Consider the following 25,246-nt stretch of genomic DNA (forward strand, 5'->3'; position numbering starts at 1 on the left):
GACCTGCACGTGCTCACCGTGAGCTGCGATCGTGCTGCCGCAGAAGGCCGCCGTCGCGGTGTCTTCTCAAGCCCGTGCGGGGGTTCCGGCCGACAGCGCCCCGGCGAGCCGGCGGGTCCTGGACTGGGTGGCGGCGTCGAGGTCGTGGTGCGCGGTCAGGACGATCTCCGTCGCCCCGGCCTCGGCGTAGGCGCGCAGCCCGTCCGCCACGGTGTCCTCGTCGCCGATCAGCGCGAGGTCGACCGGGTTCTCGGTGCCGTTGAGCGCGAGCACGCGGCGGTAGGACTCGAACTGCGGGTAGAAGGCGAGTCCCTCCGCCATCGTGCGGCGCGCCTCCTCGCCGGTGGTGACGGCGGCCGGGACCAGTGCCACGACGCGGGGAGCCGGTTTGCCCGCCTCGGCCGCCGCGGCGGTGATCGCGGGGACGATGTGCTCGGCCAGCACGCGCGGCCCGGCGAGGTACGGGACGGTGCCGTCCGCCAGCTGCCCGGCGATCCGCAGCGCCTTGGGCGCCATGGCCGCCACCAGGACCGGCGTCGGCGCCGCTCCGGGCACCCTGGTGGGCAGCACCGTCCTGGCGGTGATCAGCTCGCCCTCGTGGTCGACCGGCTCGCCGCGGACCAGCGGGCCCAGCACGGTCAGGAACTCGCGCAGACGGGCGACCGGGCGTTCCCACGGCAGCCCGAACGCCTGCTCGACGATCGGCGGTGCCCCCAGCGCCACCGCGAGGTGGAAGCGGCCGGCGAGCGCCGCCTGGGTGGTCTGCGCCTGGCTCGCGACGAGCAGCGGGTGCCGCCCGAACACCGGCACCGCGGACACCCCGACGTCGACACCCGGCACCCGCGCGCCGACGAGGCCCGCCAGGCCGATCGCGTCGTAGTCGAGCCGTTGTCCCATCCACACCGAGTCGACGCCGTGCCCGGCGGCCTCGCTCGCCTCCTCCACGACGGCCTCGACCAGGTTGTGCCCTCCCGTGCCCGCGAGGGTGACGCCGTACCGCACGGCCTGCTGAGTGATCGACATGCCCTCATGTCACCCGTCGCGCGTCCCCGCCGTGGCGGTGATGCCCGTCAACCGGCCGCCTGATGCCTCCTGGGCATCACGCGGCTGAGGCGTCTGCCGGTGCCGGGGCAGTGCGCCCTCGTGACGTCGAGGAAGGCGCCCAGCGGTGGCGAGACGTCGGCCGCACGGAAGGCCATGGTGAGGTCGGGCAGCCGCAGCGGCGGGTCGACCTCGATCATCACGGTCTCCGGCCGGGCCAGCCCGCGCACGCTGGAGGGCACCAGCCCGACGCCGATGCCGCAGGCCGCCAGCCCGATCACGGTGTGCACGTCGCGGGCAGAGGTGACCCCACCGGCACCGCTCAGCACCGGGGCCAGCACCCGTGCGGCCGCGGGCTCGTCGGCCGCGGACGAGGCGATCAACGGCTGACCGCACAGCTGCTCGGGTGAGATCGCCGACTGCCCCGCGAAGGGGTGACCTCGGTGGCACACGGCGACGAGGTGGTCGCCGGCGACCGGCACCGCGGTCAGCCGCTCGGCACCCTCCCCGGCGGGCGCACCGCGGCTGATCGCGAGGTCGATCTCCCCCGTGAGCAGCGCCGCACCGCACTGCGCCGTCGAGAGTTCCCGGCACTCCAGCGCCACCGCGGGATGAGCCGACCGGAACCGTGCGAGCAACGACGGCAGCAGCTCGACCAGCGCCTCGCCGACGAACCCGAGCCGCAGCGCGCCGGTCTGCCCGCGCGCCGCCCGTCGCGCCTCGGCGGCGCCCGCCTCGACCTGCTCGAGCACCCGCCGCGCGTGCTCGACGTAGACCGCGCCCGCGGCCGTCGGCACCACACCGCGGGCGGTCCGGTCGAACAGCGCCGTCCCGAGCTCGCGCTCGACCGCGCCCACCTGCCGGGACAGGGAGGGCTGGGTCATGCCGAGGGCCTGGGCCGCACGGCGGAAGTGGCGGTGCTCGGCCACCGCCACCACGTACCTCAGCTGTCGCAACTCCACGCCCCAAGCCAACCACGGCGATGCCCGCCAGGCATCGGCTGTTCCGCCGGACGGGACCACCGGGTTGTCCGTCGACATCGGACCGGCCCGGCTCGGTGCGCTGTGCGCCGGAGTCCGCGCGGGCTCGGCGGAACTACGATCTCGCGGTGAGTTCAGCATTACGAGACCAACTGAGTTCCTTTCGCGACAAAGCTTTCGCGCGAGGCTTCTCCGCCGACGAGGTGCGGCACTGGGAGGACGTCGTCCGTCCGTGCGTGAGGCTGGCGCGGGACGGCGACGGTCCGGTGGTGGGCCGGTTCGGCGGACCGCTCCTGCTGCCGGCCGAAGTCCCCGACCCAGCCACGCCCTACGTCGCCACCATCGACCTCGCCGCGCTCCCCGCCGGCTCGACGGACCTCCCGCTACCGCCCGACGGCACCCTGCTGCTGTTCGCGATCGTCGAGGACGACTGCGACTACGCCGACGCCGGCAGCGCCGTGCACGTCCCGGCGGGAACCGCTGTGGCCGAACGGGACAGGCACTCCTCCTGGTGGTCCACAGTGGACGAGTACCGCGAGAAGATCGAGCGGTTCCCGCAGGGACCGCTGCGGGCGACGCCCGACCTGTCGCTGCCCCGCTACTGCGAAGAGCACTACTCCGCGGACCTGCACTGGGAAGCGGCGTGGCCCACGCGGTCCGACGAGCTGCGCGAGCTCCTTCGCGACGCACGCGCGGGCATCGCCGGCTGGGGCACGCTGCAACTGGGCGGCTTCGCCTCCGAGGAGGTCGTCGACCTGCACGACCCGCTCGACGCGGTCGTCGAACAGGCGACGAGGGCCGCCGCCGACGGGAAGGTGGACTTCGCGGTCTCGGAGGAACCCGCGGACTGGGTGCTCCTCGCCGACTGGCACACCGACATCAGTGGCTGGGAGGGCGCCTCCGTGCACTGGGCGTTGCAGCGCAAGGACCTTGAGGAGCGGCGTTTCGACCGCGTCTTCGCCACTTACTACTGGAACCCCTGATCCGTCCGCGCCGAGCGGGGCGGACCGCCCCGCTCGGCCAGTGCCGCTCGTCGTCGCCGAGGACGCGGACCGCCGATCGCGGCAGCACTCGCGGCGGCACTCGCGGCGGCAGGTCAGGCCACTTTGGTGGAGCCCGCGTCGACCGCCCACGTCGAGCCGATGACGCTCGGCATCGTCGGCGACGCCAGCAGCAGCACCGCGCGGGCGATCTCCTCCGGCTCGATCATCCGGCCGGTCAGCATGCCCAGCTCCTTCGGCAGCCCGGACAGCAGCGTGGCGTGCTCGACGCCGAAGGCGCCCGCCACCTGGGAGAGGTAGCCGCCGTCCCCCTCGATGCTGAAGGTGCGGGTGAGCGACGGCGAGACGGCGTTGACCCGCACGCCCTCCGGCCCGACGCGCTCGGCGAGCGCCCTGGTGAACATGTTCAGCGCCGCCTTGGCCACCGCGTAGGGCAGCGGGGTGGCGCCGGGCGCGCCGACGCGGCGGGCGGTGTCGGAGCCGATGTTGACGACGGCGCCCTTCGCCTCCAGCAGCGCCGGGAGCGCGGCCCTGGTGACGCGCACCGCGGAGTGCAGGTTCATCTCGAACACGTCCCGCCAGATCTCGTCGCCGCCGTCGAGGACGTTGTCGAGCGACCCCTCCGGCAGCGTGCCGCCGCCCGCGTTGTTGACCAGCACGTCGAGTCCCTGACCGGTGGCCAGCACGGCGTCGACCATGCGCTGCGGCCCGTCGGTGGTGGAGAGGTCGGCCGCCACGAAGCTCGCGCCGGTCGCCTCCAGTTCGGGCGTGGTGCGCCGCGAGACGGCCGTGACGTGCGCGCCCTCTGCGAGGAATGCCTGCACGATCGCCAAGCCGATGCCCTTGCTGGCGCCCGTGACGAGAACGCGCTTGCCGGCGAGCTTCAGGTCCATGGTGAACAACTCCTGCGGTCGGAAGGGTGACACCACAAATGCAACACGAGAGTCTCACTTCTGTCAATAACCGAGACTTCGATGTCGCATTTACGCTGATCGTTACTCTTGGTCGTCACCCTGGAGGTCAGATGAGCGCGTCCACCCCGCCCCGTCCCGTCCGCGCGGACGCCGAGCGCAACGTGACCCGCATCCTCGAGGCCGCCAAGGTCGTGCTGGCCGACGACCCGACCGCGTCGCTGGAACGGATCGCCGACGAGGCCGGGCTCGCGCGCGCGACGGTGCACCGCCGCTTCGCGTGCCGCAAAGCCCTGCTGGACGCCCTGTTCGCGCAGCTGAACGAGCAGTACCTGCACGCGCTGGACGAGGCGAAGGTCGAGACCGCTCCCCCGCTCGTGGCCCTGCACCGCGTCACCGAGCTGGTCATCGGGATCAAGTTCAGCCACCGCCTGGCGGTCGACGTCGTCAGCCGAGTCCACAACGGACACTCGTTCCTCGGCGACGAGGTGGTGGAGCGGGCGGAGCTGCTGTTCTCCCGCCTGCACGCCGCCGGCGCGATCACGGCGGCGTCACCGTCCTGGTGCCTGCGCCTCTACCTGGCGGTTCTGGACGCGGTGCACCAGCTCCCGGCCGGGGCGCCCGAGCTCGGCGAGGGCGACGACGCCGCGGCGCGCACCCGGCTCCAGGTCTCCACGGTCCTCGGCGCGCTCGGCGGACGCGGTCCTCAGTAGACGGTCAGTGCGCCTCGCGGCCGTAGTCCGACGGACGCGTGCGCAGTTTCGCGGCGATGCGCGCCAACGCCTGCCGATCGGCCTTGTTCAACGGGTCCAGCACGTGTTCCCGCACCGCGCGCAGGTGCACCGGCGCCGCGGCCACGACGAGCTCGTAGCCGTCGTCCGTCAGCGAGGCGAGCGTGTAGCGGCCGTCCGCCGGGTCGGGTGAGCGCGTCACCCAGCCGCGCCGCTCGAGGCGCTTGACGACGTTCGACAGCCGGGACAGCGAGCCGTTGGTCACGTACGCCAGCTCGCTCATGCGGATCGCCCGGCCCGGCGCCTCCGAGATCTGGCTCAGCGTCATGTACTCGAAGAGCGTCAGGCCGTGCTCCTGGTGCAGCGGTGCCTCGAGACGGCCCGGCATCAGCAGCGCGAGCGAGATCAGCCCGGTCCACGCCTCCTTCTCGGCGGCGTCGAGCCAGCGCGGCTCCTCCGGAGCGCCTGGGCCGGGTTCGGGGTCCACTGCTGCCACGCGGACACCCTACCGGGCCCCGCTTGACTTCACGCTTGAAGTGAGTGCATAGTGGAATCACTTCAAGCGTGAAGTCATTGAGGAGTGAGTGATGACGGTTTCCCTGATCAACCCCGACGGTCACGTCCAGGTGCCGCTCTACCACCACGTGGCCGTGGCCACCGGCAGCAGGCAGGTCCACGTGGCGGGGCAGGTCTCCTGGGACGAGAACGGCGAACTGGTCGCGCCCGGTGACCTGACCGGACAGGTGGTGCAGGTCTACCGAAACGTGGCCAAGGCGCTCGCGGCCGCCGGGGCGACGTTCGACGACGTCGTCCGCGTCACCTGGTACGCGGCGGGCTGGAAGCGCGAGATGTACGACGCGTTCGCCGCGGGCGTCGAGCAGGCGGCGAAGGAGCTGGGCATCACCTCGACCCCGCCCGCCGCGCTGATCGGCGTCGAGGTCCTGTTCGAGCCGGGCATCCTGGTCGAGGCCGAGGTCACGGCCGTCATCGGCTGATCACGGGTGCCGGACGGTTCCCCGGCGTTCGCGCGCCCCCTGCGTCGGCGGCGCGGCACGTCACGTGCGCAGGTGGGAGGCTCCGTTCAGGTCCAGGACCGCCCCGGACGACCACGCGGCCTGCGGCGAAGCCAGGTGCACGATCGCGGCGGCGATCTCCTCCGGCGTGCCGACCCGCCCGAACGGGCTCTGGTCGCGCACCGCGTCACCGGCGTCCCCGGCGAGCTTCGAGGCCTGGCGTTCGGTGGCGACGAACCCCGGCGCCACCGACGTCACCGCGATGCCGTGCGGGGCGAGGGCGATCGCGGCCGACTGCCCGAACGCGTGCAGCGCCGCCTTGCTCGCCCCGTAGGCCGGGTGGTCGGGTTCGCCGCGGAACGCGCCGCGGGAGCCGACGTTGACGATGCTGCCCGGCGCGCCGCGGTCGATCAGGTGCCGGGCCACCGCCCAGGTGACGTTGGCGGCGCCGAGGAGGTTCACGTCGAGCATGGACCGCCACGCGCCGGTCCACTCCTCCCACGTGCTGTCGCCGAGGCGGTGCGGGTTGGCGGCGCTCGGTGCGACGGCGGCGTTGTTGACCAGCACGTCGACCTCGCCGAGGGCGGCCACCGCCTCGGCGACCAGCGAGCGGGCGGCCTCCGGTGAGGCCAGGTCGCCGCCGATCAGCACGTGGCCGTCGCCGGCGAGCCGCGCGAGGGTGTCTTCGGCGTCGTCGCGGCGGCTGCTGTAGTGCACGGCGACGCGGTGGCCCCGCTCGGCGAAGGCCACGGCCGTCGCGCGGCCGATGCCCCGCGACGCCCCGGTGATGATCACTCCACTCGGCATCGACCCACGGTACCCGCAGGCCTGGTCCGAACGGGGGGCGACGATCGTCGCAGCCGAACGGCGACCTGTGGGGCCACTGCGTTCCTGCTGGTCAAAGCGGTGAAAGCGTGTCCGGCTCCACCCGGAGCGCGCATCTTGGCGATCACCCACGCGTCGCACCGGCCGTCATCCGTTCGTGGACGGACGATTGCGCTCACTCCAAAGTGGGCATTTCGAGCCCGTGACGACCGAGAACGACGACTTGCTCCGCGCGCCGCTCGACCGCGAAACGCGGGAGTTACTGGATCCACACCACCACCGGGCGAGCGCCCACCTCGGCGACCAGCTCCTGGTCGACCCCGTTCAGGTGCTCAAGAACGTCGCGATGGCGATGGAACGGGTGGACCTCGACATCAGCACACCGGTCAGCATCGAGGAGGACGTCGCCACCCTCGAGGAACTGGTCGCCATGGTCGAGCACTTCGACAAGGGACCGGCGCTCGTCGCCCACGCGCTCAACACGGCCGCGCGCGTCATGAACGCCCGCTACCCCGCCGAGCTGGTCCGCCACCCGCTGCCGCACGACTGCGACCTGCGCCGGCTGTTCCACGCGGACGTCGACGAACGCAGCCAGGACGTCGCGCGGGCGATCTTCAACCAGCGGCTCGCGGAGAACGACGACGTGCGGGACTCGGAGATCGCGGTCGACCTCGACGGGCTGTCGTCACAGCAGCGGATCGAGGTCTTCATGGCGGTGTTCTTCCTCTACGGCATCAAGGTCGGCGCGTTGCAGAACCGGACAGGAATCCGGTGAGATGCCTGGTGATGGGCGCGACCGGGCACCTCGGGTCGCGCCTCGTGCCGGAGCTCCTCGCGGCCGGCCACGACGTCGCCGTGCTCGTGCGCGACAGCGCGCAGGCGACGCGGTTCCCCACCCAGGTCATGGTGCACGTCGGTGACGCCACGGACCCGCACGCGGTGCGGGAGTCGTTGACGGGCAACGAGCTCGTGTACTTCCTCGTGCACTCGCTCGACCGGGCGGACTTCGCCGACGTCGACCGCGGCGCCGCTCTCGTGCTGGCGGCCGCCGCGGAGGACGCGGGCGTGCGGCAGGTCGTCTACGTCGGCGGCCCGCGGCCCGGCTCCGCCTCCCCGTCCCCGCACCTCGCCTCGCGGGCCGAGGTCGGCGACGTCGTGACCGCGGGACGGGTGCCCGCACTCGTGCTGCGGGCCTCGATGGTCATCGGCGAGGGCTCCGCGAGCTTCGAGCTGCTGCGGTCGTCCGCGAAGCTCACCCCGTGGGTGCCGGTGCCGTCGTGGATGCACAACACCAGCAGGCCGGTCGCCGTCGCCGACGTCGTGCACTACCTCCTCGCCGCCGCCGAGCTGCCCGAGCCGGTCGACGGCACGTTCGACGTGCCCGGCCCCGAACAGCTCAGCTACCTCGAACTGGTGCAGCGGTGCGCGCGCGTGCTCGGGCTTCCCGTCCGGCTGCCGGTGCCCACGCCGGTGTGGTCGCACAAGGTCGCCGCGCAGGTCGCCGGACTGGTGACGCCGACACCGGCCGCGGTCGCGGAACCGTTGTTCGCCTCCCTGGACCAGGACCTCACGGCCGACGGCCCGCCCGTCACCGACGTGCTGCCCCCGCCGCCCGGCGGCGTCACGAGCATCGACAACGCCATCCGCGCCGCGACGGCGCCCGAGCCGGAGAAGTCCGGCGGCGAGGTGTTCACCGAGGAGCGGACCGTGCTCACCGAGGCGTCACCGGAGGACGTGTGGCGCACGGTGACGACGTTGGGCGGCAAGAACGGCTGGCACACCATCCCTCTCGTGTGGACGGTCCGCGGCGCGATCGACCACCTCGCCGGCGGCATCGGTCTCTACCGCGGCCGCGCACCCCAGGTGGGAGAAGGCGACGTCGTCGACTTCTGGACCGTCGTGCACCGCGACGACGCGGCGAGACGGCTGGTGTTGCGGGCGGACATGAAGATGCCCGGCCACACGCTGCTCGACATGCGCGTCGACCGCGACGGTGGCCGGACGCGCTACCGGCAGAAGATCACGTTCACCGCGGACGGACTGCTCGGCCAGCTGTACTGGTGGGCGCAGAAACCCTTGCACGACCTCGTGTTCGCAACGATGGCGCGCGGGATCGTCCACGAGGCGGCTAAGGCATGATCTGCGCATGCGCAGCTCACTGTTCAACCACGAGGAGCGGGCCGTCGAGCCCGGAAGCTTCCAACTGCAGAACGAACGCATGCTGAAGGTGGACCTCACCGGCAGCGGCGGCTTCTTCTTCGCCAAGCAGGGGTCGATGATCGCCTACCAGGGCGAGGTCGACTTCGCCTACGAGGGCGCCGGTGGTATCGGCAAGCTGTTCAAGAAGGCGTTCACCGGCGAGGGCATGTCGCTGATGAAGGTGTCGGGCAGCGGCGACGTGTTCCTCGCCCAGGACGCCGACGAGATCTTCGTGCTCCACCTGGAGGACGAGAGCGTCACCGTCAACGGCAAGAACGTGCTCGCCTTCGACAGCTCCCTCCGGTGGGACATCAACCGCACCGAGGGCGCGTCGATGCTCAGCGGCGGTCTGTTCAACACCACGTTCACGGGCACCGGGGCGCTGGCCGTGACCGCCTACGGCACGCCGGTCGTGCTGAACGTGGACGTGCCGACGTACGTCGACATGCAGTCGGCCGTGCTGTGGTCGACCTCGCTGCAGTCGTCGATCCGCAAGACGGCCAAGCTCGGCGCGGTCATCGGCCGCGGCTCGGGTGAGGCGTACCAGCTCGCGCTGCAGGGTCAGGGCATCGTCGTCGTGCAGGCGTCGGAAGGCCACCCGATGCCGACCGCGCAGTAGAACCCGGGGTTCCGGCTCGGGTCCCGAACCTGAGCCGGCCCCGCGGTCACGACCCGCTGTAGGAGAGCCGGTCGAAGTTGACGGCGCCGGTGTCGCCCTGCTCGTAGGAGAACGTCACCACCGCGTCGCGGCCGTTCACCGGAACGCCGTCGAACGTCACCGTGCCCCAGGCGTCCCAGCTGTCGGAGACCTTCGGGAAGCTCACCTGTCGCACGACGCTCCCGTTGACCGACAACGTCATCGTGCGCGCATCGTTGTGGGCGTTCGCGTACCGCACCGTGACGGCGCCGGTGCCCTGTCCGGCGGACGCGCGGTGCACCGTGAACGCCGACGAGGCGCCCTGTGCCCAGAGCCCGTCGACGAAAGCGCGGCCGGAGTAGCCGGTGTGGTTGACGTTCGTCTTGACGCCGCCGGTGTTCAGCGCGTCCTCGGCCTCCAGGTGAGCCGGTGCCGGACAGCCCGAGACCGTGCCCGCCGTGTCGGGGCAGCGGTCCCGCGCGTCGGCCACGCCGTCGCCGTCGCGGTCGCCGCCGGTCGCACCCGTCAGCGTGATCTCGACGGTGTGCGCGCCGGTCAGGGTCGCGGGGATCTCGGGGCGTGCCGGGCGGCCGTCGACCGTGACCGAGCGGATCGCCGTGCCCGCCCCGCGCAGGGAGATCGTCAGGTCGGCGTCGCGGTAGCGCAGGTTCCGCAGGGTGACGTCACCCCAGCCGGCGGGCAGGGTGGGCGCGAACGTCAGGCCCGCGTCGCCGTACCTCAGGCCGAACAGTCCGGTGTGGACCATGTCGAGGAACGCCGTGGCGGACCAGGTCTGGTCGGGTTCCGAACCCCAGTGGAACTTCACCGTGTCGCCCAGCCGCTGGTAGCCGCCGTCCACGACTCCCGTCGTGCCGTTGTAGATCTCCCAGAACCCGCTGTTGTTGTTCGCGAGCTTCGCGAGCCGCGCGGTCTCCGCCGCGAACTTCGCCTGGTCGCCCTGGCGTGCCAGCGCCTTGGCCCACAGGCCCTGCACGAGCGGCCAGACGATCGCGTTGTGCCTGCCGGGCTGGGCTTCGGAGTAGCGGTCCCAGTGCGGGAACGTGTCGGGCATGCCCCACTTCATCCCGCGGGCGTTCGCGACGATCGACCGCGCCTGGGCCGGGTTCGCGACGCCGAAGAGGATCGCGAACGCGAGACCGGTGCCCTCCTGGTAGGCGCCGCGCGTGCCGTCGGCGAGCAGCTGGTAGTCGTACAGGCCCGTGGCCGGGTTCCAGAAGTGCCGGTTGATCGCGGCCTTGAGCGCGGCGGCCTTCGAGCGGTGGCCGGCGGCCTCCTGCGCCCGCCCCAGCCGTTCGGCCATGTTCGCCGCGTTGACGTAGGCGGCGTAGTAGACCTCGTTGGTGCTCAGGTACATCCCGCTCGCGATGCCCGGCCACGGCATGCTGCCGGTGCTGACCGACTCGGTCGCGTCGGCCGGCGGTGCGGGGTAGCCCGCGATGCCGTCGTTGAAGAACGACGCGCCGGTGAACAGCCCGTAGGTGGCGTTGAAGCCCGCGCTGCCGGCGTTCTCGCGGATCGTCAGGGTGTTCCTGGCGGTGTCGTAGGCGTTGCCGAGGAACTCGCGGTCGCCGGTGACGAGGTAGTGGTGCCACGCGGCGGTGAGCCAGACGACCTGGTCCCACTGCTGGTCGTCCTGCTGCACCCGCAGGGCTCCGGCGGAGTCCCGGTCGACCACGGCCCAGAGCGTGTTCTCCGCCAGGGCCGGGGACAGCTGGCTGGCCGCGTTCCAGCTGTTGATCGACGCGTCGCGCGTCCACGGCTGCTGGTAGCCGCCGCCCGCGCGGACGAAGCCGACGGCCGGGTCCTGCAGACCGCTCCTGTTGTGGCGCGGGTCGTAGGCCAAGGTGTTGCGCCGCAACAGGTTGTCCAGCGCCGCCGCGTACGCGGTGCCGTACAGCGCCTGGCTGTCCGGGTTCGCGAACCGCAGCGACGGCGGCGTGGCGGCGGTCGCCGGTGAGGCACCCGAGAGCACACCGCACACCGTCACCACGCTCAGAAGGACACGACCGATCCACCGCCGGGGACTCATTCCGTGCACCTCTCCCGGCCCCGGGACCGACCCGCGGCCGAAGGGCAGTGGACCATGCAACCGCTCTCACGGAGAGTGCCGGGACGATTCCTGTCCGCTTGTGTCACACCTCGCTGCGGCCTCTCGTCCGGGAGGACGCCCGGCACTGCGCCAGAGCGGCGATGACCTCCTCGGCCGCGGGGCCGCTCGACGCGGGGTTCCGTCCGGTGCAGGGGGTGCCGTCGCGGCGCCGTTCCCGGGTCCGCGGCTCAGCCGAGCAGCGCGCGGGCCACGGCTCGTCCGGAGAGCCAGGCGGTCTGCACGCGCGGACGGCCGAACGCGTCACCGCAGAGCCACACCCGGCCGTCGGTCGCGTACGGCGAGGCGTCACCCACCTCGGGCTGGGCGTAGGTCCAGCGGTGCACCTCGATCCGCGGTGAGGCGCTGAGTCCGAGCAGATCGCCGACGGCCCCGGCCAGGACCGGACCGGCGGCAGCGGGGTCGTCCAGGTGCGCGGCGGCCAGTCTCGCGGTGGAGTGGGCGACCAGGACCGGGGCGCCGTCGCCGCGGCGGTCACCGTCGTCGCAGACGGTGGCCAGGACGGGGTGGTCGTTGACGAACGCCCCGGGCAGTGATGCCCACGAGCGGTCCGGGTAGGTCAAGACGGCGGCGATCACCGGCCGCCAGGTCTGGCGGGACGCGGCCGAGGCGATCGCGGGTGGCGGGGACAACCGCAGGGCCTGCGGGCCCGGCATGGCGAGCACCACCGCGTCCGCGTCCTCCGGCACGGAGTCCACCCGCGTGGACAACCGGACGTCGAGCCCGCGGGCGAGGTCGACCGCCAGGCCGCGCAGCCCACCCGCGGCGGCCCACCGGACCGGTCCCCGCGCGTCCCGGCCTTCCGGGAACACCTTGAACGTGTCGGTCCAGGGCCGGGCGAGGTCCCGTGCGCGCCAGGACTCGACCTGCTCGGCGAAATCCACGTCGTCGGCGACGAAGTAGGCCGCACCGATGTCCGCGTACCGGCCGCCGACCCGCTTGCCGGCCATCCGCCCGCCCACGACCCGGCCTCGTTCGACGACACGCACCCGCGCACCACCGTCCGCCAACGCGCGTGCGCACGAGAGCCCGGCGATTCCCGCACCGACCACGACAACGTCCACACAGGTCACCCTAGGCGTCGACCGCACCGGCCACACGTCCGCACGACCGCGCCGGACTCGTCGTCCAGGCAGGCCGCGAACGGCCTCGCCCGGCGCGCCTACCCGGCCGACACCGGCCCGGAGTCCTGGCGGTCCTCGCCGAACCGCCCGTCGAACTCCCCGCTGGGCAGGCTCTGCGTCGAGTTGTGCTCGCGCACGATCCGCCACCCGTCCGGCGTGCGGCGCCAGACCAGCGAGGTCGTGGTGCGGATGTCCGTCACGCCGTCGGGGGTGGCGATCCGCGCCACGAACCGCAGGGTGGACGCCGCGAGGTCACCGGAGACGAGGACGTGCGGGCCGTCGTCGACCGCGTGGTGGGCGGAGATCATCTCTTGGAAAGCCGGAGTCCAGATCTCGCCGTACGCGGCGGCCGACGTCGCCACGCGGTGCTCGGGGTCGAAGTCGTCGTAGAGGCGGACGTCCGGGGAGCCGAAGTCGTAGAACTCGCCGAAGACCCGCCGGAAGTCGAAGGGCTCGTCCCCTTCGCGGCGGTCCCAGCCGAACACCCAGCGCTCGTGCAGGTCCGCGATCACCCGTTCGTCGTTCATGATCTCGACGCTAGGGCCGCCGGCGTCCTCCCGGGAGGGTGCGTCACACCCACCCACGACCGCGGGAGGACCGGCGTGTTCGCCGGTCCTCCCACGATGCCGCGCGATGGTCAGATCTTGCCCGCCGCCACGTCGGCGAGGGTCACGCGGGACGACCTGTAGGTGACGATCGCGTGCTTCGACGGGGTCTTCGAGTCCTTCGCCGGGAAGATCTCGTTGCTGATGGGCAGACCGTTGTCGAAGTCCAGGGTCAGCACCGTCGAGGCGTCACCGCCCAGGATGTCGGGGCTCGCGCTGAGGTTCAGCACGCGCTTGCCCCCGGCCTCGGCCTCGGCGACGGTCACCTCCTTGATGGTGGCGAGCAGCTTCAGCACACCGGCGCGGACGTCGGTGTTGGCGGCACCGACGAACAGCGCGTACGTGCTGTTGCTCCACAGGTGGTTGTTGATGAGGTTCTCGAGCTCCTTGCCCGTCGGCCGCGGCCGCGGGGCGGGGACCTGCTTGCCGATCTTGCGGAACTCCTCCGCCATCTCGGCCTGGGCGTCCGCCCACGCCTTGTCCGCCTCGGCGGGGCTCAGGCCGAGTCCCAGGGCGTTGCCGGCGGGGGTGACCATAGCGGTCCTGGCCTTCTCCACGTCGCCGTCGGCGGCCAGGCGGGCCGCCGCCATCACCTTGGCGTCGAACGGCATGGCCTGGTCGTCGTTCTTGGCCACCGAGCTCGCCAGCGTCTTCGGCGAGTCGCCCTTGAAGATCTGGCCGCGGTCGCTGTAGACGGTGTAGTAGACGTACGGCGTGCCGTCGGGCGCGGGTTTCGTGCCGATGATCAGCGACGCGTCGCCCGGCAGCGTCCCCGCGGCCTTGACCTCGGAGGCGAGCTTCACCAGCGGCGACTCGACCACCGCCTGCGGCGCGGCCTCGGACCGGCCCGCGTCGGAAGGCCCGGCCGGGGTGGTGCCGCTCGTCGTCGCCATCACGACGGCCACCGCGACGGCGGCCGCGCCCACGGCGGCGGCGCTCACCTTGGGCCAGGACATCCACCGCTTGGGGCGCACGACCGTGCTCCCGGGTTCCGCCATCGCCGCCTGCAGTGCCGTGCGAGCACGGTCGTAGGCCTCGGCGTCGGGGGACGGGACGTCACGCAGCTTCTTCATCAGATCCATCTCATCCATGGGGTGTCTTCTCACGTTGTCGGGACTTGCAGCAGCGCGGCCACCTCGGGGGCCTCTCGCAACGCTTTGCGCGCTTGGTGCAGCAGCCGGCGCGCCGTGCCGGCCGGGATGTCGAGCACCCGGCCCGCCTCCGCGACGGTCAGGTCCTCCCAGGCGACCAGGCCGAGCACCTCCCGTTCCTCCGGTTTGAGCCGGTCCAGTGCCGTGCGCAGCAACGCCTGCGCGTCCACGCGGGCATCGACCGCCGGCCACGGGTCCCAGTCGCTCACCACGCGGGTGAGGTCCGCCGCCGGCTCCTCGGCTGGCTCGGACCGCCAATACCGCCGCACCCTGTTGAGCGCGACTCCGTAGAGCCAAGGCCTGGCTTCGGGAAATGACCGGTCGTACGTCGCACGGGACTCGTAGGCGGCCACCCACACGTCGCCGAGCACGTCCTCGGCGGCCTGCCGCCCCACTCTGCGCGCGAGGTAGTTCCCGATCGCGGTCTCGTGGCGGCTGATCACTTCCACGAAGGCGCCGGTGTCTCCGCGCAGTGATCTGCCGATCAGTTCCGCGTCTGACGACATGAAGCTCCTCGGGTTTCGCTTCGCCCTTGCACCCCGTCTTTGCCAACGCGCGCCGAAACCGTTCAGGTTGCTCCCCCGAGTCGCCGAAGCAGCTGGTCAGCGCGGTCTCACGTCCGACCGCGCGGCAGCGGTGCGGCTGCGGGGGCATGCTCTTGCGGCCGGGACCGATGAATTCGTGCGGCCACCGCGGTCAACCTGCCGACCAGGAACGGAAAGGAAGCTCCATGACCCAGCTGGTGAAGGTGCAGAACTTCGTCGTGTCGCGGGACGGGTTCGGCGCGGGAGAGGACCAGACCCTCGACAGGCCGTTCGGCCACGCCGATCCGGGCGCCATGTTCGCGTGGGCGGGCGCCACGGCGAGCTGGCCCAACCGCACCGACCCCGGCGGCACCCGCGGCCTCGACGACTACCTGACCCGCGACTTCGCGAACAACATCGGCGCGGAGATCATGGGCGCCCACAAGTTCAGCCCGCACCGCGGCCCGTGGGAGAACCACGACTGGCAGGGCTGGTGGGGCGACGAACCGCCGTTCCACACGCCGGTCTTCGTCCTGACCCACCACGTGCGGCCGTCGTTCACCCTCTCCGACACGACCTTCCACTTCGTCGGCGGCGACCCGGCCGACGTCCTGCGTCAGGCGAAGGAAGCCGCGCGGGGCAAGGACGTCCGGATCGGCGGCGGCGCCACGACCATCCGCTCGTTCCTCGACGCCGACCTGATCGACACGCTGCACGTCGCGGTGTCGCCGGTCGAGCTCGGGCACGGCGTGCCGTTGTGGAAGTCGCCGGACGAGCTGCTCGACCGGTTCCACGTGGACGTCGTGCCGAGCTCGAGCGGGGTGACGCACCACCTGTTCTGGCGCAAGTGACGTGTGCGGCGCCGGGCCTCCCGGCGCCGCGGTTCAGCGCCGTGTCACCCGCTCCAGCAGCCCGAGCGCCCTGGCGAGCACCGGTGAGTCGTCGTCGGCGCGCACAGCGGCCATCAGATCGACGCCCTGGTTCCCCGCCAGCGGCCGGTAGGTCGTCCCCGGCACCCCGAGCTCCGCCACGGGCCGCGGGACCACCGCCACCCCCAGCCCCGAAGCCACGAACGTGACCAGCGTCGAGGTCTCCGCGACCTCGTGCCGGATGCGCGCCTCGAACCCCGCCGAGCGGCACAGGTCCGTGACGATGCCGTGCATGACGGACCGGCCGCGGGAGGCGTGCACGATCAGGTCCTGGTCGCGCAGGTCCCCGACCCCCAGGCGCTTGCGGCGGGCCAGCGGGTGGCCTTCGGGCAGCGCGACGATCAGCTGGTCGCGGCGGACCGTGGTCACCTTCAGCGCGGAGTGCTCGACGGGTGGGCGCAGCAGGGCGAGGTCGATGCGGCGGCCGAGCAGGGAGTCGAGCTGGTCCGGGGCGAGCATCTCGCCCCGGAACGTGAAGTCGACGGCCGGCAGCTCCTCGCGCAGGGCCCGGGCGAAGGCGGGCAGCAGGCTGTAGGTGGCGGAGCCGACGCAGCCCACGACGAGGCGGCCCTGCAGTCCCTTGGCCACGCGCTGGGCTTCGGCGGCCGCGTCGTCCACGGCGGTGAGCACGGCTCGCGCCCGTTCGAGGTACACCGCGCCGGCTCCGGTCAGCTCCACCTTGCGGGTCGTGCGGTGCAGGAGCGTGACCCCGAGCTCGGTCTCCAGCTGCTGGATCTGCTGCGACAGCGGTGGTTGCGCCATGTTCAGGCGTTCGGCGGCGCGCCCGAAGTGCCGTTCCTCGGCGACCGCGACGAAGTAGCGCAGGTGACGGAGCTCCACGGGATTGATATTCTCAGAGTCTCACCGGGCACGAAATGAGTATTTCTGAATATCGCCGCAGGGGCCTAGCGTCGAGGCCATGACCGACGTCGTGATCTGCGAACCCCTCCGGACACCGGTCGGGCGGTTCGGCGGGGCCCTGTCCTCGCTCAGCGCCGCCGACCTCGCCACGGCCGTGCTCACCGAACTGGTGCGGCGCACGGGGCTGGAGGAGGGCGATGTCGACGACGTCGTGATCGGGCAGAGCTACGCGAGCGGCGAGTCGCCGGCGATCGGCCGGGTGGCGGCGCTGGACGCGGGGCTCGGCACGGGCGTGCCCGGCATTCAGATCGACCGGCGCTGCGGCTCCGGGTTGCAGGCCGTGCTCTACGCGGCGGGACAGGTGGCGACCGGTGCGGCGCGGGTCGTCGTGGCCGGGGGTGCCGAGTCGATGTCGCAGGTCGAGCACTACGCGCTCGGGCTGCGCACGGGCGTCCGCAGCGGCGGCGTGCAGCTCGTCGACCGCCTCGACCGGGCCAGGGAGACCGCCGGCGGCAGGTTCCACCCGGTGCCCGGCGGCATGCTCGAGACGGCCGAGAACCTCCGCCGCGAGTACGGCATCTCGCGCGAGGAGCAGGACGAGCTGGCGGTGCGGTCGCAGCAGCGGTGGGGCGCGGCCGACGAGGCCGGGCTGTTCGCCGACGAGCTCGTGCCGGTGACCGTCCCGGGGCGGCGCGGCAAGCCCGATCTCACGGTCGGCAGGGACGAGCACCCGCGGCCGGACACGACACTGGAAGACCTGGCCGCGCTCAAGCCCGTGCGGTTGAAGCTGGACCCGGAGTCCACGGTCACCGCGGGCAACGCGAGCGGCCAGAACGACGGCGCGGCGCTGTGCGTCGTCACCACCCGCGACGAGGCCGAGAAGCGCGGGCTGCGGCCGTTGCTCGCGCTGAGGTCCTGGGCCGTCACCGGCGTCGGGCCGGAGGTCATGGGCATCGGGCCGGTGTCCGCCTCGGCCGCCGCGCTCGGCCGCGCCGGGCTCACCCTCGGCGACGTCGACGTCATCGAGCTCAACGAGGCGTTCGCCGCGCAGGTGCTCGCCGTGCTGCGCGAGTGGGAGCTCGACCCGGCCGACGACCGGCTCAACCCCAACGGGTCCGGCATCTCGCTCGGCCACCCGGTCGGCGCGACCGGCGCGCGGATCCTCGCGACGCTCGCGCACGAGATGCGCCGCCGCGGCAGCCGCTACGGCCTGGAGACGATGTGCATCGGCGGCGGCCAGGGCCTGGCCGCGGTCTTCGAGGCGGTGCGCTGATGGGCGTCGAGGTCCACCACGTCGTCAGCGGGAGGCGGGACGGCCCTGTCGTCGTGCTGTCCGGGTCGCTCGGGTCGGCGCTGGAGATGTGGGACGCCACCGTTCCCGCGCTCGAGGAGCACTTCCGCGTCGTCCGCTACGACACCCGAGGTCACGGCCGCTCCCCCGTCGTCCCCGGCGCCTGCACCCTCGACGACCTGGCCGACGACCTCGTCGGGCTGCTCGACCGGCTCAGCGCGCCGAAGGCCCACCTGGTCGGGCTGTCGCTCGGGGGCATGACGGCGCTGCGCGTGGCCGCCCGCGACCCCGAGCGCGTCGACCGGCTCGCGGTCCTGTGCACGAGCGCCTGCCTCGGGCCCGCGTCGACCTGGACCGACCGCGCCGCGCTCGTCCGCGCGGAGGGGACGCGGGCGGTGGCGAGATCCGTCGTCCAGCGCTGGTTCACCCCGGCGCACCGGGACCGCGCGCCGTGGGAGGCGATGGTGGCCGCCACTCCCGCCGAGGGGTACGCGAGTTGCTGCGAGGCGATCGCCGGCATGGATCAGCGCGCCGGCCTGCACGAGATCACCGCGCCGACCCTCGCGATCGCGGGGGCCGACGACCCGGCGACGCCACCCCGCCACCTCGAGGAGATCGCCACGTCCGTCCGGGACGGACAGCTCCTCGTCGTGCCGGGAGCCGCGCACCTCGCCAACGTCGAACAGCCGGGCGTCGTCACGGCCGCGCTCGTCGACCACCTCACGGGGGAGAACCGCTCATGAGCCTGGACAAGGTGGTCGGCGGACCGGCCGAGGCCGTGGCGGGCATCCGGTCCGGTTCCAGCGTCGCGGTCGGCGGGTTCGGGCTCGCGGGCATCCCGTGGTTCCTCATCGAGGCGTTGCTGCACCAGGGCGCCGACGACCTCACGATCGTCTCCAACAACTGCGGCGTCGACGGCGCCGGCCTCGGCCTGCTGCTCGAACACCGCCGCATCAGCCGGGTCATCGCGTCGTACGTGGGTGAGAACAAGGAGTTCGCCCGGCAGTACCTCGCCGGTGAGCTGACCGTCGAGCTCACTCCACAGGGGACGCTCGCCGAACGGTTGCGCGCGGGCGGTTCCGGCATCGGCGCCTTCTACACGCCCACCGGCGTCGGCACGCTGGTGTCCGAGGGCGGCCTGCCGTGGCGCCACCACCCCGACGGAACCGTCGCGCTCGCCTCGCCGCCCAAGGAGGTCCGCACCTTCCACGGCAAGGAGATGGTGCTGGAGGAGTCGATCGTCACCGACACGGCGCTCGTCCGGGCCGCCGTCGCCGACCGTGCGGGCAACTGCGTCTTCCACGCCGCGGCCCGCAACTTCAACCCGGCCGCCGCGATGGCGGGCCGGTTCACCGTCGTCGAGGCCGAACGCGTCGTCGAGGCCGGCGAGATCCACCCCGACCAGGTGCACCTGCCCGGCGTGTTCGTGCAGAGCGTCGTCGCCCTGACCCCCGAGCAGGCCGCCCGCAAGGACATCGAGAAGCGCACGACCCGTGCCCGCCGGGAGGCGAACTGACATGGCCTGGACCCGCGACGACATGGCCGCCCGCGCCGCGCTCGAACTGCGCGACGGCGAGTACGTCAACCTGGGCATCGGCCTGCCCACGCTGATCCCCGACCACCTGCCCGCGGACTCGACCGTCACGCTGCACGCGGAGAACGGCATCCTCGGCGTCGGCCCGTTCCCCTACGACGACGAGGTCGACCCGGACCTGATCAACGCCGGCAAGCAGACCGTCAGCGTGCTGCCGGGGGCCTCGTTCTTCGACTCCCCCACCAGCTTCGCGATGATCCGCGGCGGCCACATCGACACCGCCGTCCTCGGCGGCATGCAGGTCTCCGCGCACGGCGACCTCGCCAACTGGATGGTGCCCGGCGCGATGGTCAAGGGCATGGGCGGCGCGATGGACCTCGTGAGCGGCGCCCGCCGGGTCATCGTCCTCATGGAGCACACCGCCCGCGGCGGCGCCCCGAAGCTGGTCGCCACCTGCACGTTGCCGCTGACCGGACGTGGTGTCGTCGCGCGCGTCATCACTGACCTGGCCGTGCTCGACGTCGCGGACGGGGCGTTCGCGCTCGTCGAGCTCGCCCCCGGTGTCACGGTCGAGGAGGTCGTGGCGAAGACCGGCGCGCCGGTTGCGGCCCAGGAGGTCACGGCGGCAGCGCCGGACCGTCCTGGTCCGCGTGCGGCACCGCACCCGGCCTGAGCTCGGCGCCGCCGGGGAGGAACCGGGCCAGGTGCACCCCTGCTCCCCGCCCGGTGTTCCCCGTCAGCGGGAGCCGCCGGAAGGCGGCCTCCCGATCAGCTCCGCGCTGTCCACCTCAGCTCGCCGCCAGCTCCGAGCCGGCCCGGTAGGCCTCGACGGCGGCGTCGCGTTCGACCGGGGACCACCCGAGCGGACCGGCGATCAGGTCGGCGACCTCACCGGCCACGGAGGCGCCGGAGTCCAGGTGCTCCATGGCGATCCGCGTGCGGCGGGCCAGGACGTCCTCCAGGCCCAGCGCACCCTCGTGCGTCACGGCGTACACGATCTCCGCCGCCAGGTGGCCCGCGACCGGCGAGGCCAGTGACGGGTCCCGGGCGATGAGCGCCAGCACGTCGGGCACGGCCGAGCCGTAGCGGCGCAGCAGGCGCTCCACAGTGGACGTGGGCAGGCCGGACTCCGCGGCGACTCGAGCCCGGTCCGCCCACAGCTCGTGGAAACCGACCGCGCCGCACAACGGCAGCCGGGCGGTCAGGGAGGGCGCCACCGCGCGTCCCAAGCCGGACACAGCGGCGTTCACGACGTCCGCGGCCATCACGCGGTAGGTCGTGTACTTGCCTCCCGCGATCACGAAGAACCCCGGCTCGGGCTCGGCGACGGCGTGTTCGCGCGACAGCTTCGACGTGTCGCTGGACGCCCCGGCGAGCAACGGCCGCAGACCCGCGTAGGTGCCGACGACGTCGTCCACCGACAACGGCGACCGCAGCACGGCGTTGACGTGGTCGAGGATGTACGAGACGTCCTCGGCGGTGGCCGCGACGTCCTCCGGCGCACCGGAGTACGGCGTGTCCGTGGTGCCGATGATCCAGTGAGCGCCCCACGGGATCACGAACAGCACCGACTTCTCGGTCTGCGTGATCAGGCCGCCGTCGAGCTGGATCTTCGAGCGCTCCACCAGCACGTGCACGCCCTTGGACATCCGCACCTCGAACGGCGGTGTGCCGGGCGACAGGGCGTTCAGCGAGTCGGTCCACACGCCGGTCGCGCTGATCACGCGGCGGGCGCGCACGACGTGCGTCACGCCGGAGAGCTCGTCGCGCACCGAGGCACCGGTGACCCGGCCGTCCCCCCGCAGCAACGACGTGACCCGTGCCCGCGAGACGACGGTCGCGCCGTGCTGGGCGGCCGTGCGGACCAGCGTCGACACGAGGCGGGCGTCGTCCACCTGCGCGTCGTGGTAGCGGATCGCGCCGGCGAATGCGTCGGCGTCCAGGGAGGGACCGATGTCCGCCATCCCGCGGCGAGACAGGTGCCGGTGCATCGGCACGGCACCGGCGCCGCCGATCGAGTCGTACAGCAGCACGCCCGCGCCGACGTAGGCGCGTTCCCACTGCTTCTTCAGCGGGAAGAGGAACGGCACCGGCCGCACCAGGTGCGGTGCGAGCCGGCGCAGCAGCAACCCGCGTTCCTTCAGAGCTTCCCGGACCAGCTTGAACTCCAGCTGCTCCAGGTACCGCAGCCCACCGTGGACGAGCTTGCTGGACCGGCTCGACGTGCCCGCCGCCCAGTCGTCGGCCTCGACCAGTGCGACGGACAGCCCGCGGGAGGCCGCGTCGAGGGCGGCGCCCGCCCCGACCACGCCACCGCCGACGACGAGCACGTCGAACTCCGTGGTGCCCAGGGCCTCCAGGGACCGGGCACGCCGAGCCGGATCCAGCCTTGCGAACAACTTCTTCAGCTCCTCAGGGGAAAATCAGCGGACGTCGGAGTCGACCCAGTCGAACGACTTGGTGACGGCCTTCTTCCAGTTGCGGTACTCGCGCTCGCGCTCGTCGGCGTCGAGCTCCGGCGTCCAGCGCTTGTCCTCGGCCCAGTTCGCGCGGAGCTCGTCCAGGGACGACCAGTAGCCGACGGCCAGACCGGCGGCGTACGCGGCGCCCAGGGCGGTGGTCTCGGCGACGACCGGGCGCACGACCGGCACGTCCAGCACGTCCGCCTGGAACTGCATCAGCAGCTCGTTCGCGACCATGCCGCCGTCGACCTTCAGCTCGGTCAGCGGCACACCGGAGTCGGCGTTCATCGCGTCCAGCACCTCGCGGGTCTGGAACGCCGTCGCCTCCAGCACGGCCCGCGCCAGGTGGCCCTTGTTGACGAACCGGGTCAGGCCGACGACCGCGCCGCGGGCGTCGGAACGCCAGTACGGGGCGAACAGGCCGGAGAACGCGGGCACGAAGTACGCGCCACCGTTGTCCTCGACCGTCCGCGCGAGCGTCTCGATCTCCGGCGCGGAGCCGATGATGCCGAGGTTGTCGCGCAGCCACTGCACGAGCGAGCCCGTGACGGCGATGGAGCCTTCGAGCGCGTAGACGGGCGCCTCGTCACCGATCTTGTAGCAGACGGTGGTGAGCAGGCCGTTCTTCGACGCGACCTTCTCGGTACCGGTGTTCAGCAGCATGAAGTTGCCGGTGCCGTAGGTGTTCTTCGCGGTGCCGGGCTCGTAGCAGGCCTGGCCGAACGTCGCCGCCTGCTGGTCGCCGAGGATGCCCGCGATCGGCACGCCCTTCAGGACGCCGCCGGGGCCGCCGGTGCCGTAGACCTCCGAGGACGAGCGGATCTCGGGGAGCATGGACACCGGGATGCCCATCTCGCCCGCGATCTCGGCGTCCCACTGCAGCGTGTCGAGGTCCATCAGCATGGTCCGCGACGCGTTGGTGACGTCCGTGGCGTGCACACCGCCGTTGGGGCCGCCGGTGAGGTTCCACAGCGTCCACGTGTCGGTGTTGCCGAACAGCAGGTCGCCGGCCTCGGCGCGCTCGCGGGCGCCCTCGACGTTGTCGAGGATCCAGCGGATCTTCGGGCCGGAGAAGTAGGTCGCGAGCGGCAGGCCGACCTTGGCCTTGTAGCGGTCGCCGCCGCCACCGAGCGCGCCGAGCTCGTCGACGATCGCCTGGGTGCGGGTGTCCTGCCAGACGATGGCGTTGTAGACCGGTTCACCGGTGTTCTTGTCCCACACCACGGCCGTCTCGCGCTGGTTCGTGATGCCGACGGCGGCGAGGTCGCCGGTGTTGAGGTCGGCCTTGGCGAGCGCCTGGCCGATCACGAACCGGGTGTTCTCCGAGATCTCCACCGGGTTGTGCTCGACCCAGCCGGCTCTCGGGAAGATCTGCTCGTGCTCCTTCTGGCCCACGGAGACGATGGAGCCGCTGTGGTCGAAGATGATCGCCCGCGTGCTGGTCGTGCCCTGGTCGACGGCGAGAACGTACTGCGTCATCGAAGCTGTCCTTTCGGGATGGTCAGATCAGAACGCGAGCGAGGCGGCGACACCGGCGAGCGCGCCACCGATGATCGGGCCGACGACGGGCACCCAGGAGTAGCCCCAGTCGGAGTCCTTCTTGGCGGCCACGCCAGTTGTGGTGGCCTCGCCGTCGGTGCCCCGGTAGGACAGCGGGAGGAGGGCGTGCGCGATGCGCGGGCCGAGGTCGCGGGCCGGGTTGATCGCGTAGCCGGTGGGGCCGCCGAGGGAGGCGCCGATGCCGACGACGAGCATCGCGACGGCCAGCGGGCCGAGCTGGGTCGGGGTCTTGCCCAGGGCGAGGACCACGAAGACCAGGACGAACGTGCCGATGACCTCGCACACCAGGTTCCAGGTGTAGCTGCGGATCGCCGGGCCGGTCGAGAAGACCGCGAGCTTGAGGCCCTCGTCGGGCGTCTCGTCGAAGTGCGGCTTGTAGGCGAGCCACGCGAGCACGGCACCGAGGAACGCGCCGAGGAACTCACCGGCGAAGTAGACGAGGGTCGAGGTCACGCTCACCGGCACGCCGGGGGCGAACTCGTCCGCGCCGCTGGTGAGGATGCCGATCGTCACGGCGGGGTTGAGGTGCGCCCCCGACTTGTACGCGATGTAGACACCGGCGAAGACACCGAGACCCCAACCGAAGTTGATCAACAGCCAGCCGCCGTCGAACCCCTTCGACTTCGCGAGCAGCACGTTGGCCACCACGCCCGCACCCAGCAACAACAAGATGCCCGTGCCGAGCAACTCGCTGAGGAACACTGTCCCGAGACCCACGCTGGCCTCCCATTCGTCCTTGAACGGCTGATCACCCCGTGGTGATTGACGCGGAACGTAATGAGCCGCGTCACGCCTGCTCAACGGGCAGGTTTCGACAATGTCGACACCTGTGACCCCCGAACGCGTGACCAACCGGTCACGCTGCGCGCAGACAAGGCGTTTCAGGCTCGTGTCCAGGGATGACGGCCGCCCCAGCTGTTCGACATTGCCGACACGGGTCGTCTCAACTACGTTCTTCGCGTGCCGGGACCCATCCAGTCGATCGAACGAGCCGCAGCCGTGCTGCGGCTCCTGGCGCGTGGCTCCGGCCACCACGGTCTCACGGAAATAGCGGCCTCGCTCGGTCTCGCCCGCGGCACCGCGCACGGGATTCTCCGGACGCTGCAACGGGTCGAGTTCGTCGAGCAGGACCAGGCGACGGGCCGCTACCGCCTCGGCGCGGCGCTGCTGCACCTCGGAACGTCCTACCTCGACGCGAACGAACTGCGTTCTCGATCGATCAACTGGGCCGACACGCTGGCCGCGCGCAGCGGCCAGGAGGTCAGGATCGGCATGCACCACGACGGCGCCGTGCTCGTCGTGCACCACGTGTTCCGGCCCGACGACTCCGTGCAGACCCTGGGCATCGGCGCGATGCTGCCGTTGCACGCCACCGCGCTCGGCAAGGTGCTGCTCGCCTACGACCCGGACCTGTCGGCGGCCGCACGCCGGCGGGAGCTCACGTCGCTGACGCGCAGGACGATCACGCGCGCGCAGATGCTGGAGCGGGTGCTGACCGAGGTGCGCGCGCAGGGCTGGGCGGGTGAGGCGGAGGAGTACATGCCCGGTGAGGCCAGCATCGCCGCGCCCATCCGCATCCCCGGTGGCCTGGTCGTCGGCGCGATCGGCATCTCCGGCGCGGCCGACCGCCTGTGCGACTCCGCCGGGAGGCCGCGGCAGACGCTGGTGCGCCAGGTCGTGCAGGCCGCGGACTCCGTCACCACTTCGCTTGTCGACGAGAACTGAGGGGCTCGCCGTGC

The 25,246-nt window shown here is 72.2% G+C and carries 26 protein-coding genes; 12 read left to right on the plus strand and 14 right to left on the minus strand.

Annotated elements, in window-relative coordinates:
* Positions 1 to 66 precede the first annotated feature (66 nt).
* Positions 67 to 1,023: a TIGR03564 family F420-dependent LLM class oxidoreductase gene (locus BLQ91_RS13380; protein ID WP_090097104.1), complete on the minus strand. Its 957-nt coding sequence runs from the start codon at positions 1,021 to 1,023 to the stop codon at positions 67 to 69.
* Between the two features lie 47 nt (positions 1,024 to 1,070).
* The gene (locus BLQ91_RS13385) at positions 1,071 to 2,003 is read right to left on the minus strand and encodes a LysR family transcriptional regulator (RefSeq protein WP_090097105.1); all 933 of its coding nucleotides are present in this window, start codon (positions 2,001 to 2,003) and stop codon (positions 1,071 to 1,073) included.
* A 146-nt stretch (positions 2,004 to 2,149) separates the two neighbouring features.
* On the opposite strand from BLQ91_RS13385, the gene BLQ91_RS13390 reads away from it, so the two are divergent.
* Positions 2,150 to 3,004 (plus strand): DUF1963 domain-containing protein, encoded by an 855-nt coding sequence (locus BLQ91_RS13390; RefSeq protein ID WP_090097106.1) that lies wholly within the window; start codon positions 2,150 to 2,152, stop codon positions 3,002 to 3,004.
* Positions 3,005 to 3,117: 113 nt separating this feature from the next.
* Here BLQ91_RS13390 and BLQ91_RS13395 read toward each other — a convergent pair whose 3' ends face one another.
* A complete protein-coding gene (locus BLQ91_RS13395) occupies positions 3,118 to 3,915 on the minus strand; it encodes an SDR family NAD(P)-dependent oxidoreductase (protein WP_090097255.1) in 798 nt (265 codons plus the stop codon).
* Between the two features lie 131 nt (positions 3,916 to 4,046).
* Between BLQ91_RS13395 and BLQ91_RS13400 the strand changes: the two genes are divergently transcribed.
* Complete coding sequence (locus BLQ91_RS13400; protein WP_090097107.1) at positions 4,047 to 4,646, plus strand: TetR/AcrR family transcriptional regulator; 600 nt, start codon at positions 4,047 to 4,049, stop codon at positions 4,644 to 4,646.
* Positions 4,647 to 4,650: 4 nt separating this feature from the next.
* On the opposite strand, the gene BLQ91_RS13405 is transcribed toward BLQ91_RS13400, so the two are convergent.
* Complete coding sequence (locus BLQ91_RS13405) at positions 4,651 to 5,160, minus strand: MarR family winged helix-turn-helix transcriptional regulator (protein ID WP_245733386.1); 510 nt, start codon at positions 5,158 to 5,160, stop codon at positions 4,651 to 4,653.
* A gap of 91 nt (positions 5,161 to 5,251) precedes the next feature.
* Between BLQ91_RS13405 and BLQ91_RS13410 the strand changes: the two genes are divergently transcribed.
* Positions 5,252 to 5,659, plus strand: a complete 408-nt coding sequence (locus BLQ91_RS13410; protein ID WP_090097109.1) for a RidA family protein — start codon at positions 5,252 to 5,254, stop codon at positions 5,657 to 5,659.
* A gap of 60 nt (positions 5,660 to 5,719) precedes the next feature.
* On the opposite strand, the gene BLQ91_RS13415 is transcribed toward BLQ91_RS13410, so the two are convergent.
* Positions 5,720 to 6,484 (minus strand): SDR family NAD(P)-dependent oxidoreductase, encoded by a 765-nt coding sequence (locus BLQ91_RS13415; protein WP_090097110.1) that lies wholly within the window; start codon positions 6,482 to 6,484, stop codon positions 5,720 to 5,722.
* A 220-nt stretch (positions 6,485 to 6,704) separates the two neighbouring features.
* Here BLQ91_RS13415 and BLQ91_RS13420 point away from each other — a divergent pair, with 220 nt between their 5' ends.
* Genes BLQ91_RS13420 through BLQ91_RS13430 form a run of 3 tightly spaced genes read left to right on the plus strand, consistent with a single transcriptional unit; the run spans position 6,705 to position 9,320 of the window.
* Positions 6,705 to 7,277: a hypothetical protein gene (locus BLQ91_RS13420; RefSeq protein ID WP_090097111.1), complete on the plus strand. Its 573-nt coding sequence runs from the start codon at positions 6,705 to 6,707 to the stop codon at positions 7,275 to 7,277.
* The gene (locus BLQ91_RS13425) at positions 7,274 to 8,641 is read left to right on the plus strand and encodes a DUF2867 domain-containing protein (RefSeq protein WP_143022627.1); all 1,368 of its coding nucleotides are present in this window, start codon (positions 7,274 to 7,276) and stop codon (positions 8,639 to 8,641) included. Before BLQ91_RS13420 ends, BLQ91_RS13425 begins: the two co-directional genes overlap by 4 nt.
* A 7-nt stretch (positions 8,642 to 8,648) precedes the next feature.
* Positions 8,649 to 9,320 carry an AIM24 family protein gene (locus BLQ91_RS13430; protein ID WP_090097113.1) on the plus strand — a complete coding sequence of 224 codons (672 nt, stop codon included), beginning with the start codon at positions 8,649 to 8,651 and terminating at the stop codon, positions 9,318 to 9,320.
* A 46-nt stretch (positions 9,321 to 9,366) separates the two neighbouring features.
* On the opposite strand, the gene BLQ91_RS13435 is transcribed toward BLQ91_RS13430, so the two are convergent.
* From BLQ91_RS13435 to BLQ91_RS13455, 5 genes are all read right to left on the minus strand, one after another.
* Positions 9,367 to 11,388 carry an MGH1-like glycoside hydrolase domain-containing protein gene (locus BLQ91_RS13435; RefSeq protein ID WP_090097114.1) on the minus strand — a complete coding sequence of 674 codons (2,022 nt, stop codon included), beginning with the start codon at positions 11,386 to 11,388 and terminating at the stop codon, positions 9,367 to 9,369.
* A gap of 248 nt (positions 11,389 to 11,636) precedes the next feature.
* Complete coding sequence (locus BLQ91_RS13440; RefSeq protein WP_090097115.1) at positions 11,637 to 12,530, minus strand: NAD(P)/FAD-dependent oxidoreductase; 894 nt, start codon at positions 12,528 to 12,530, stop codon at positions 11,637 to 11,639.
* A gap of 98 nt (positions 12,531 to 12,628) precedes the next feature.
* The gene (locus tag BLQ91_RS13445; RefSeq protein WP_090097116.1) at positions 12,629 to 13,117 is read right to left on the minus strand and encodes a YybH family protein; all 489 of its coding nucleotides are present in this window, start codon (positions 13,115 to 13,117) and stop codon (positions 12,629 to 12,631) included.
* 110 nt (positions 13,118 to 13,227) lie between these two features.
* Positions 13,228 to 14,286 (minus strand): hypothetical protein, encoded by a 1,059-nt coding sequence (locus tag BLQ91_RS13450; protein ID WP_245733387.1) that lies wholly within the window; start codon positions 14,284 to 14,286, stop codon positions 13,228 to 13,230.
* Between the two features lie 11 nt (positions 14,287 to 14,297).
* Positions 14,298 to 14,852 (minus strand): RNA polymerase sigma factor, encoded by a 555-nt coding sequence (locus BLQ91_RS13455; protein WP_090097117.1) that lies wholly within the window; start codon positions 14,850 to 14,852, stop codon positions 14,298 to 14,300.
* A gap of 224 nt (positions 14,853 to 15,076) precedes the next feature.
* Here BLQ91_RS13455 and BLQ91_RS13460 point away from each other — a divergent pair, with 224 nt between their 5' ends.
* Positions 15,077 to 15,721: a dihydrofolate reductase family protein gene (locus BLQ91_RS13460; protein WP_090097118.1), complete on the plus strand. Its 645-nt coding sequence runs from the start codon at positions 15,077 to 15,079 to the stop codon at positions 15,719 to 15,721.
* A 33-nt stretch (positions 15,722 to 15,754) separates the two neighbouring features.
* Here the strand turns inward: BLQ91_RS13460 and BLQ91_RS13465 are convergent, their stop codons facing one another.
* The gene (locus BLQ91_RS13465) at positions 15,755 to 16,639 is read right to left on the minus strand and encodes a LysR substrate-binding domain-containing protein (protein ID WP_090097119.1); all 885 of its coding nucleotides are present in this window, start codon (positions 16,637 to 16,639) and stop codon (positions 15,755 to 15,757) included.
* A 79-nt stretch (positions 16,640 to 16,718) separates the two neighbouring features.
* Here BLQ91_RS13465 and BLQ91_RS13470 point away from each other — a divergent pair, with 79 nt between their 5' ends.
* The 4 genes from BLQ91_RS13470 to BLQ91_RS13485 are packed head-to-tail and all read left to right on the plus strand — an operon-like array spanning position 16,719 to position 20,158.
* The gene (locus tag BLQ91_RS13470; RefSeq protein WP_090097120.1) at positions 16,719 to 17,933 is read left to right on the plus strand and encodes an acetyl-CoA C-acetyltransferase; all 1,215 of its coding nucleotides are present in this window, start codon (positions 16,719 to 16,721) and stop codon (positions 17,931 to 17,933) included.
* Positions 17,933 to 18,694: a 3-oxoadipate enol-lactonase gene (gene pcaD / locus BLQ91_RS13475; RefSeq protein ID WP_176959725.1), complete on the plus strand. Its 762-nt coding sequence runs from the start codon at positions 17,933 to 17,935 to the stop codon at positions 18,692 to 18,694. The genes BLQ91_RS13470 and pcaD overlap by 1 nt, the downstream gene beginning before the upstream one ends.
* On the plus strand, positions 18,691 to 19,467 hold the full coding sequence (locus BLQ91_RS13480) for a CoA transferase subunit A (protein ID WP_090097121.1): 777 nt from the start codon (positions 18,691 to 18,693) through the stop codon (positions 19,465 to 19,467). The genes pcaD and BLQ91_RS13480 overlap by 4 nt, the downstream gene beginning before the upstream one ends.
* 1 nt (position 19,468) lies before the next feature.
* Positions 19,469 to 20,158 (plus strand): CoA transferase subunit B, encoded by a 690-nt coding sequence (locus BLQ91_RS13485; protein ID WP_090097122.1) that lies wholly within the window; start codon positions 19,469 to 19,471, stop codon positions 20,156 to 20,158.
* Positions 20,159 to 20,273: 115 nt separating this feature from the next.
* Here the strand turns inward: BLQ91_RS13485 and BLQ91_RS13490 are convergent, their stop codons facing one another.
* Genes BLQ91_RS13490 through BLQ91_RS13500 form a run of 3 tightly spaced genes read right to left on the minus strand, consistent with a single transcriptional unit; the run spans position 20,274 to position 24,224 of the window.
* Positions 20,274 to 21,884, minus strand: a complete 1,611-nt coding sequence (locus BLQ91_RS13490) for a glycerol-3-phosphate dehydrogenase/oxidase (protein ID WP_090097123.1) — start codon at positions 21,882 to 21,884, stop codon at positions 20,274 to 20,276.
* Between the two features lie 24 nt (positions 21,885 to 21,908).
* The gene (glpK, locus tag BLQ91_RS13495) at positions 21,909 to 23,426 is read right to left on the minus strand and encodes a glycerol kinase GlpK (RefSeq protein WP_090097124.1); all 1,518 of its coding nucleotides are present in this window, start codon (positions 23,424 to 23,426) and stop codon (positions 21,909 to 21,911) included.
* A gap of 27 nt (positions 23,427 to 23,453) precedes the next feature.
* Entirely contained in the window at positions 23,454 to 24,224 is a 771-nt protein-coding gene (locus BLQ91_RS13500; RefSeq protein ID WP_090097125.1) for an MIP/aquaporin family protein, read from the minus strand.
* A 243-nt stretch (positions 24,225 to 24,467) separates the two neighbouring features.
* On the opposite strand from BLQ91_RS13500, the gene BLQ91_RS13505 reads away from it, so the two are divergent.
* Complete coding sequence (locus tag BLQ91_RS13505; protein WP_090097126.1) at positions 24,468 to 25,232, plus strand: IclR family transcriptional regulator; 765 nt, start codon at positions 24,468 to 24,470, stop codon at positions 25,230 to 25,232.
* The last annotated feature ends 14 nt before the right edge of the window (positions 25,233 to 25,246 follow it).

Origin of the sequence: Lentzea jiangxiensis, assembly GCF_900104175.1 — a bacterium.
GTDB lineage: Bacteria > Actinomycetota > Actinomycetes > Mycobacteriales > Pseudonocardiaceae > Lentzea > Lentzea jiangxiensis.

What these genes read in the sequence shown, in the direction of transcription:
- BLQ91_RS13380 (WP_090097104.1), bottom strand. Translation starts at nt 1,023, where the DNA reads ATGTCGATCACTCAGCAGGCCGTGCGGTACGGCGTCACCCTCGCGGGC.
- BLQ91_RS13430 (WP_090097113.1), top strand. Translation starts at nt 8,649, where the DNA reads ATGCGCAGCTCACTGTTCAACCACGAGGAGCGGGCCGTCGAGCCCGGA.
- BLQ91_RS13455 (WP_090097117.1), bottom strand. Translation starts at nt 14,852, where the DNA reads ATGTCGTCAGACGCGGAACTGATCGGCAGATCACTGCGCGGAGACACC.
- BLQ91_RS13445 (WP_090097116.1), bottom strand. Translation starts at nt 13,117, where the DNA reads ATGAACGACGAACGGGTGATCGCGGACCTGCACGAGCGCTGGGTGTTC.
- BLQ91_RS13400 (WP_090097107.1), top strand. Translation starts at nt 4,047, where the DNA reads ATGAGCGCGTCCACCCCGCCCCGTCCCGTCCGCGCGGACGCCGAGCGC.
- BLQ91_RS13460 (WP_090097118.1), top strand. Translation starts at nt 15,077, where the DNA reads ATGACCCAGCTGGTGAAGGTGCAGAACTTCGTCGTGTCGCGGGACGGG.
- BLQ91_RS13415 (WP_090097110.1), bottom strand. Translation starts at nt 6,484, where the DNA reads ATGCCGAGTGGAGTGATCATCACCGGGGCGTCGCGGGGCATCGGCCGC.
- BLQ91_RS13450 (WP_245733387.1), bottom strand. Translation starts at nt 14,286, where the DNA reads ATGGATGAGATGGATCTGATGAAGAAGCTGCGTGACGTCCCGTCCCCC.
- BLQ91_RS13395 (WP_090097255.1), bottom strand. Translation starts at nt 3,915, where the DNA reads ATGGACCTGAAGCTCGCCGGCAAGCGCGTTCTCGTCACGGGCGCCAGC.
- BLQ91_RS13480 (WP_090097121.1), top strand. Translation starts at nt 18,691, where the DNA reads ATGAGCCTGGACAAGGTGGTCGGCGGACCGGCCGAGGCCGTGGCGGGC.
- BLQ91_RS13485 (WP_090097122.1), top strand. Translation starts at nt 19,469, where the DNA reads ATGGCCTGGACCCGCGACGACATGGCCGCCCGCGCCGCGCTCGAACTG.
- BLQ91_RS13410 (WP_090097109.1), top strand. Translation starts at nt 5,252, where the DNA reads ATGACGGTTTCCCTGATCAACCCCGACGGTCACGTCCAGGTGCCGCTC.
- BLQ91_RS13470 (WP_090097120.1), top strand. Translation starts at nt 16,719, where the DNA reads ATGACCGACGTCGTGATCTGCGAACCCCTCCGGACACCGGTCGGGCGG.
- pcaD (WP_176959725.1), top strand. Translation starts at nt 17,933, where the DNA reads ATGGGCGTCGAGGTCCACCACGTCGTCAGCGGGAGGCGGGACGGCCCT.
- glpK (WP_090097124.1), bottom strand. Translation starts at nt 23,426, where the DNA reads ATGACGCAGTACGTTCTCGCCGTCGACCAGGGCACGACCAGCACGCGG.
- BLQ91_RS13435 (WP_090097114.1), bottom strand. Translation starts at nt 11,388, where the DNA reads ATGAGTCCCCGGCGGTGGATCGGTCGTGTCCTTCTGAGCGTGGTGACG.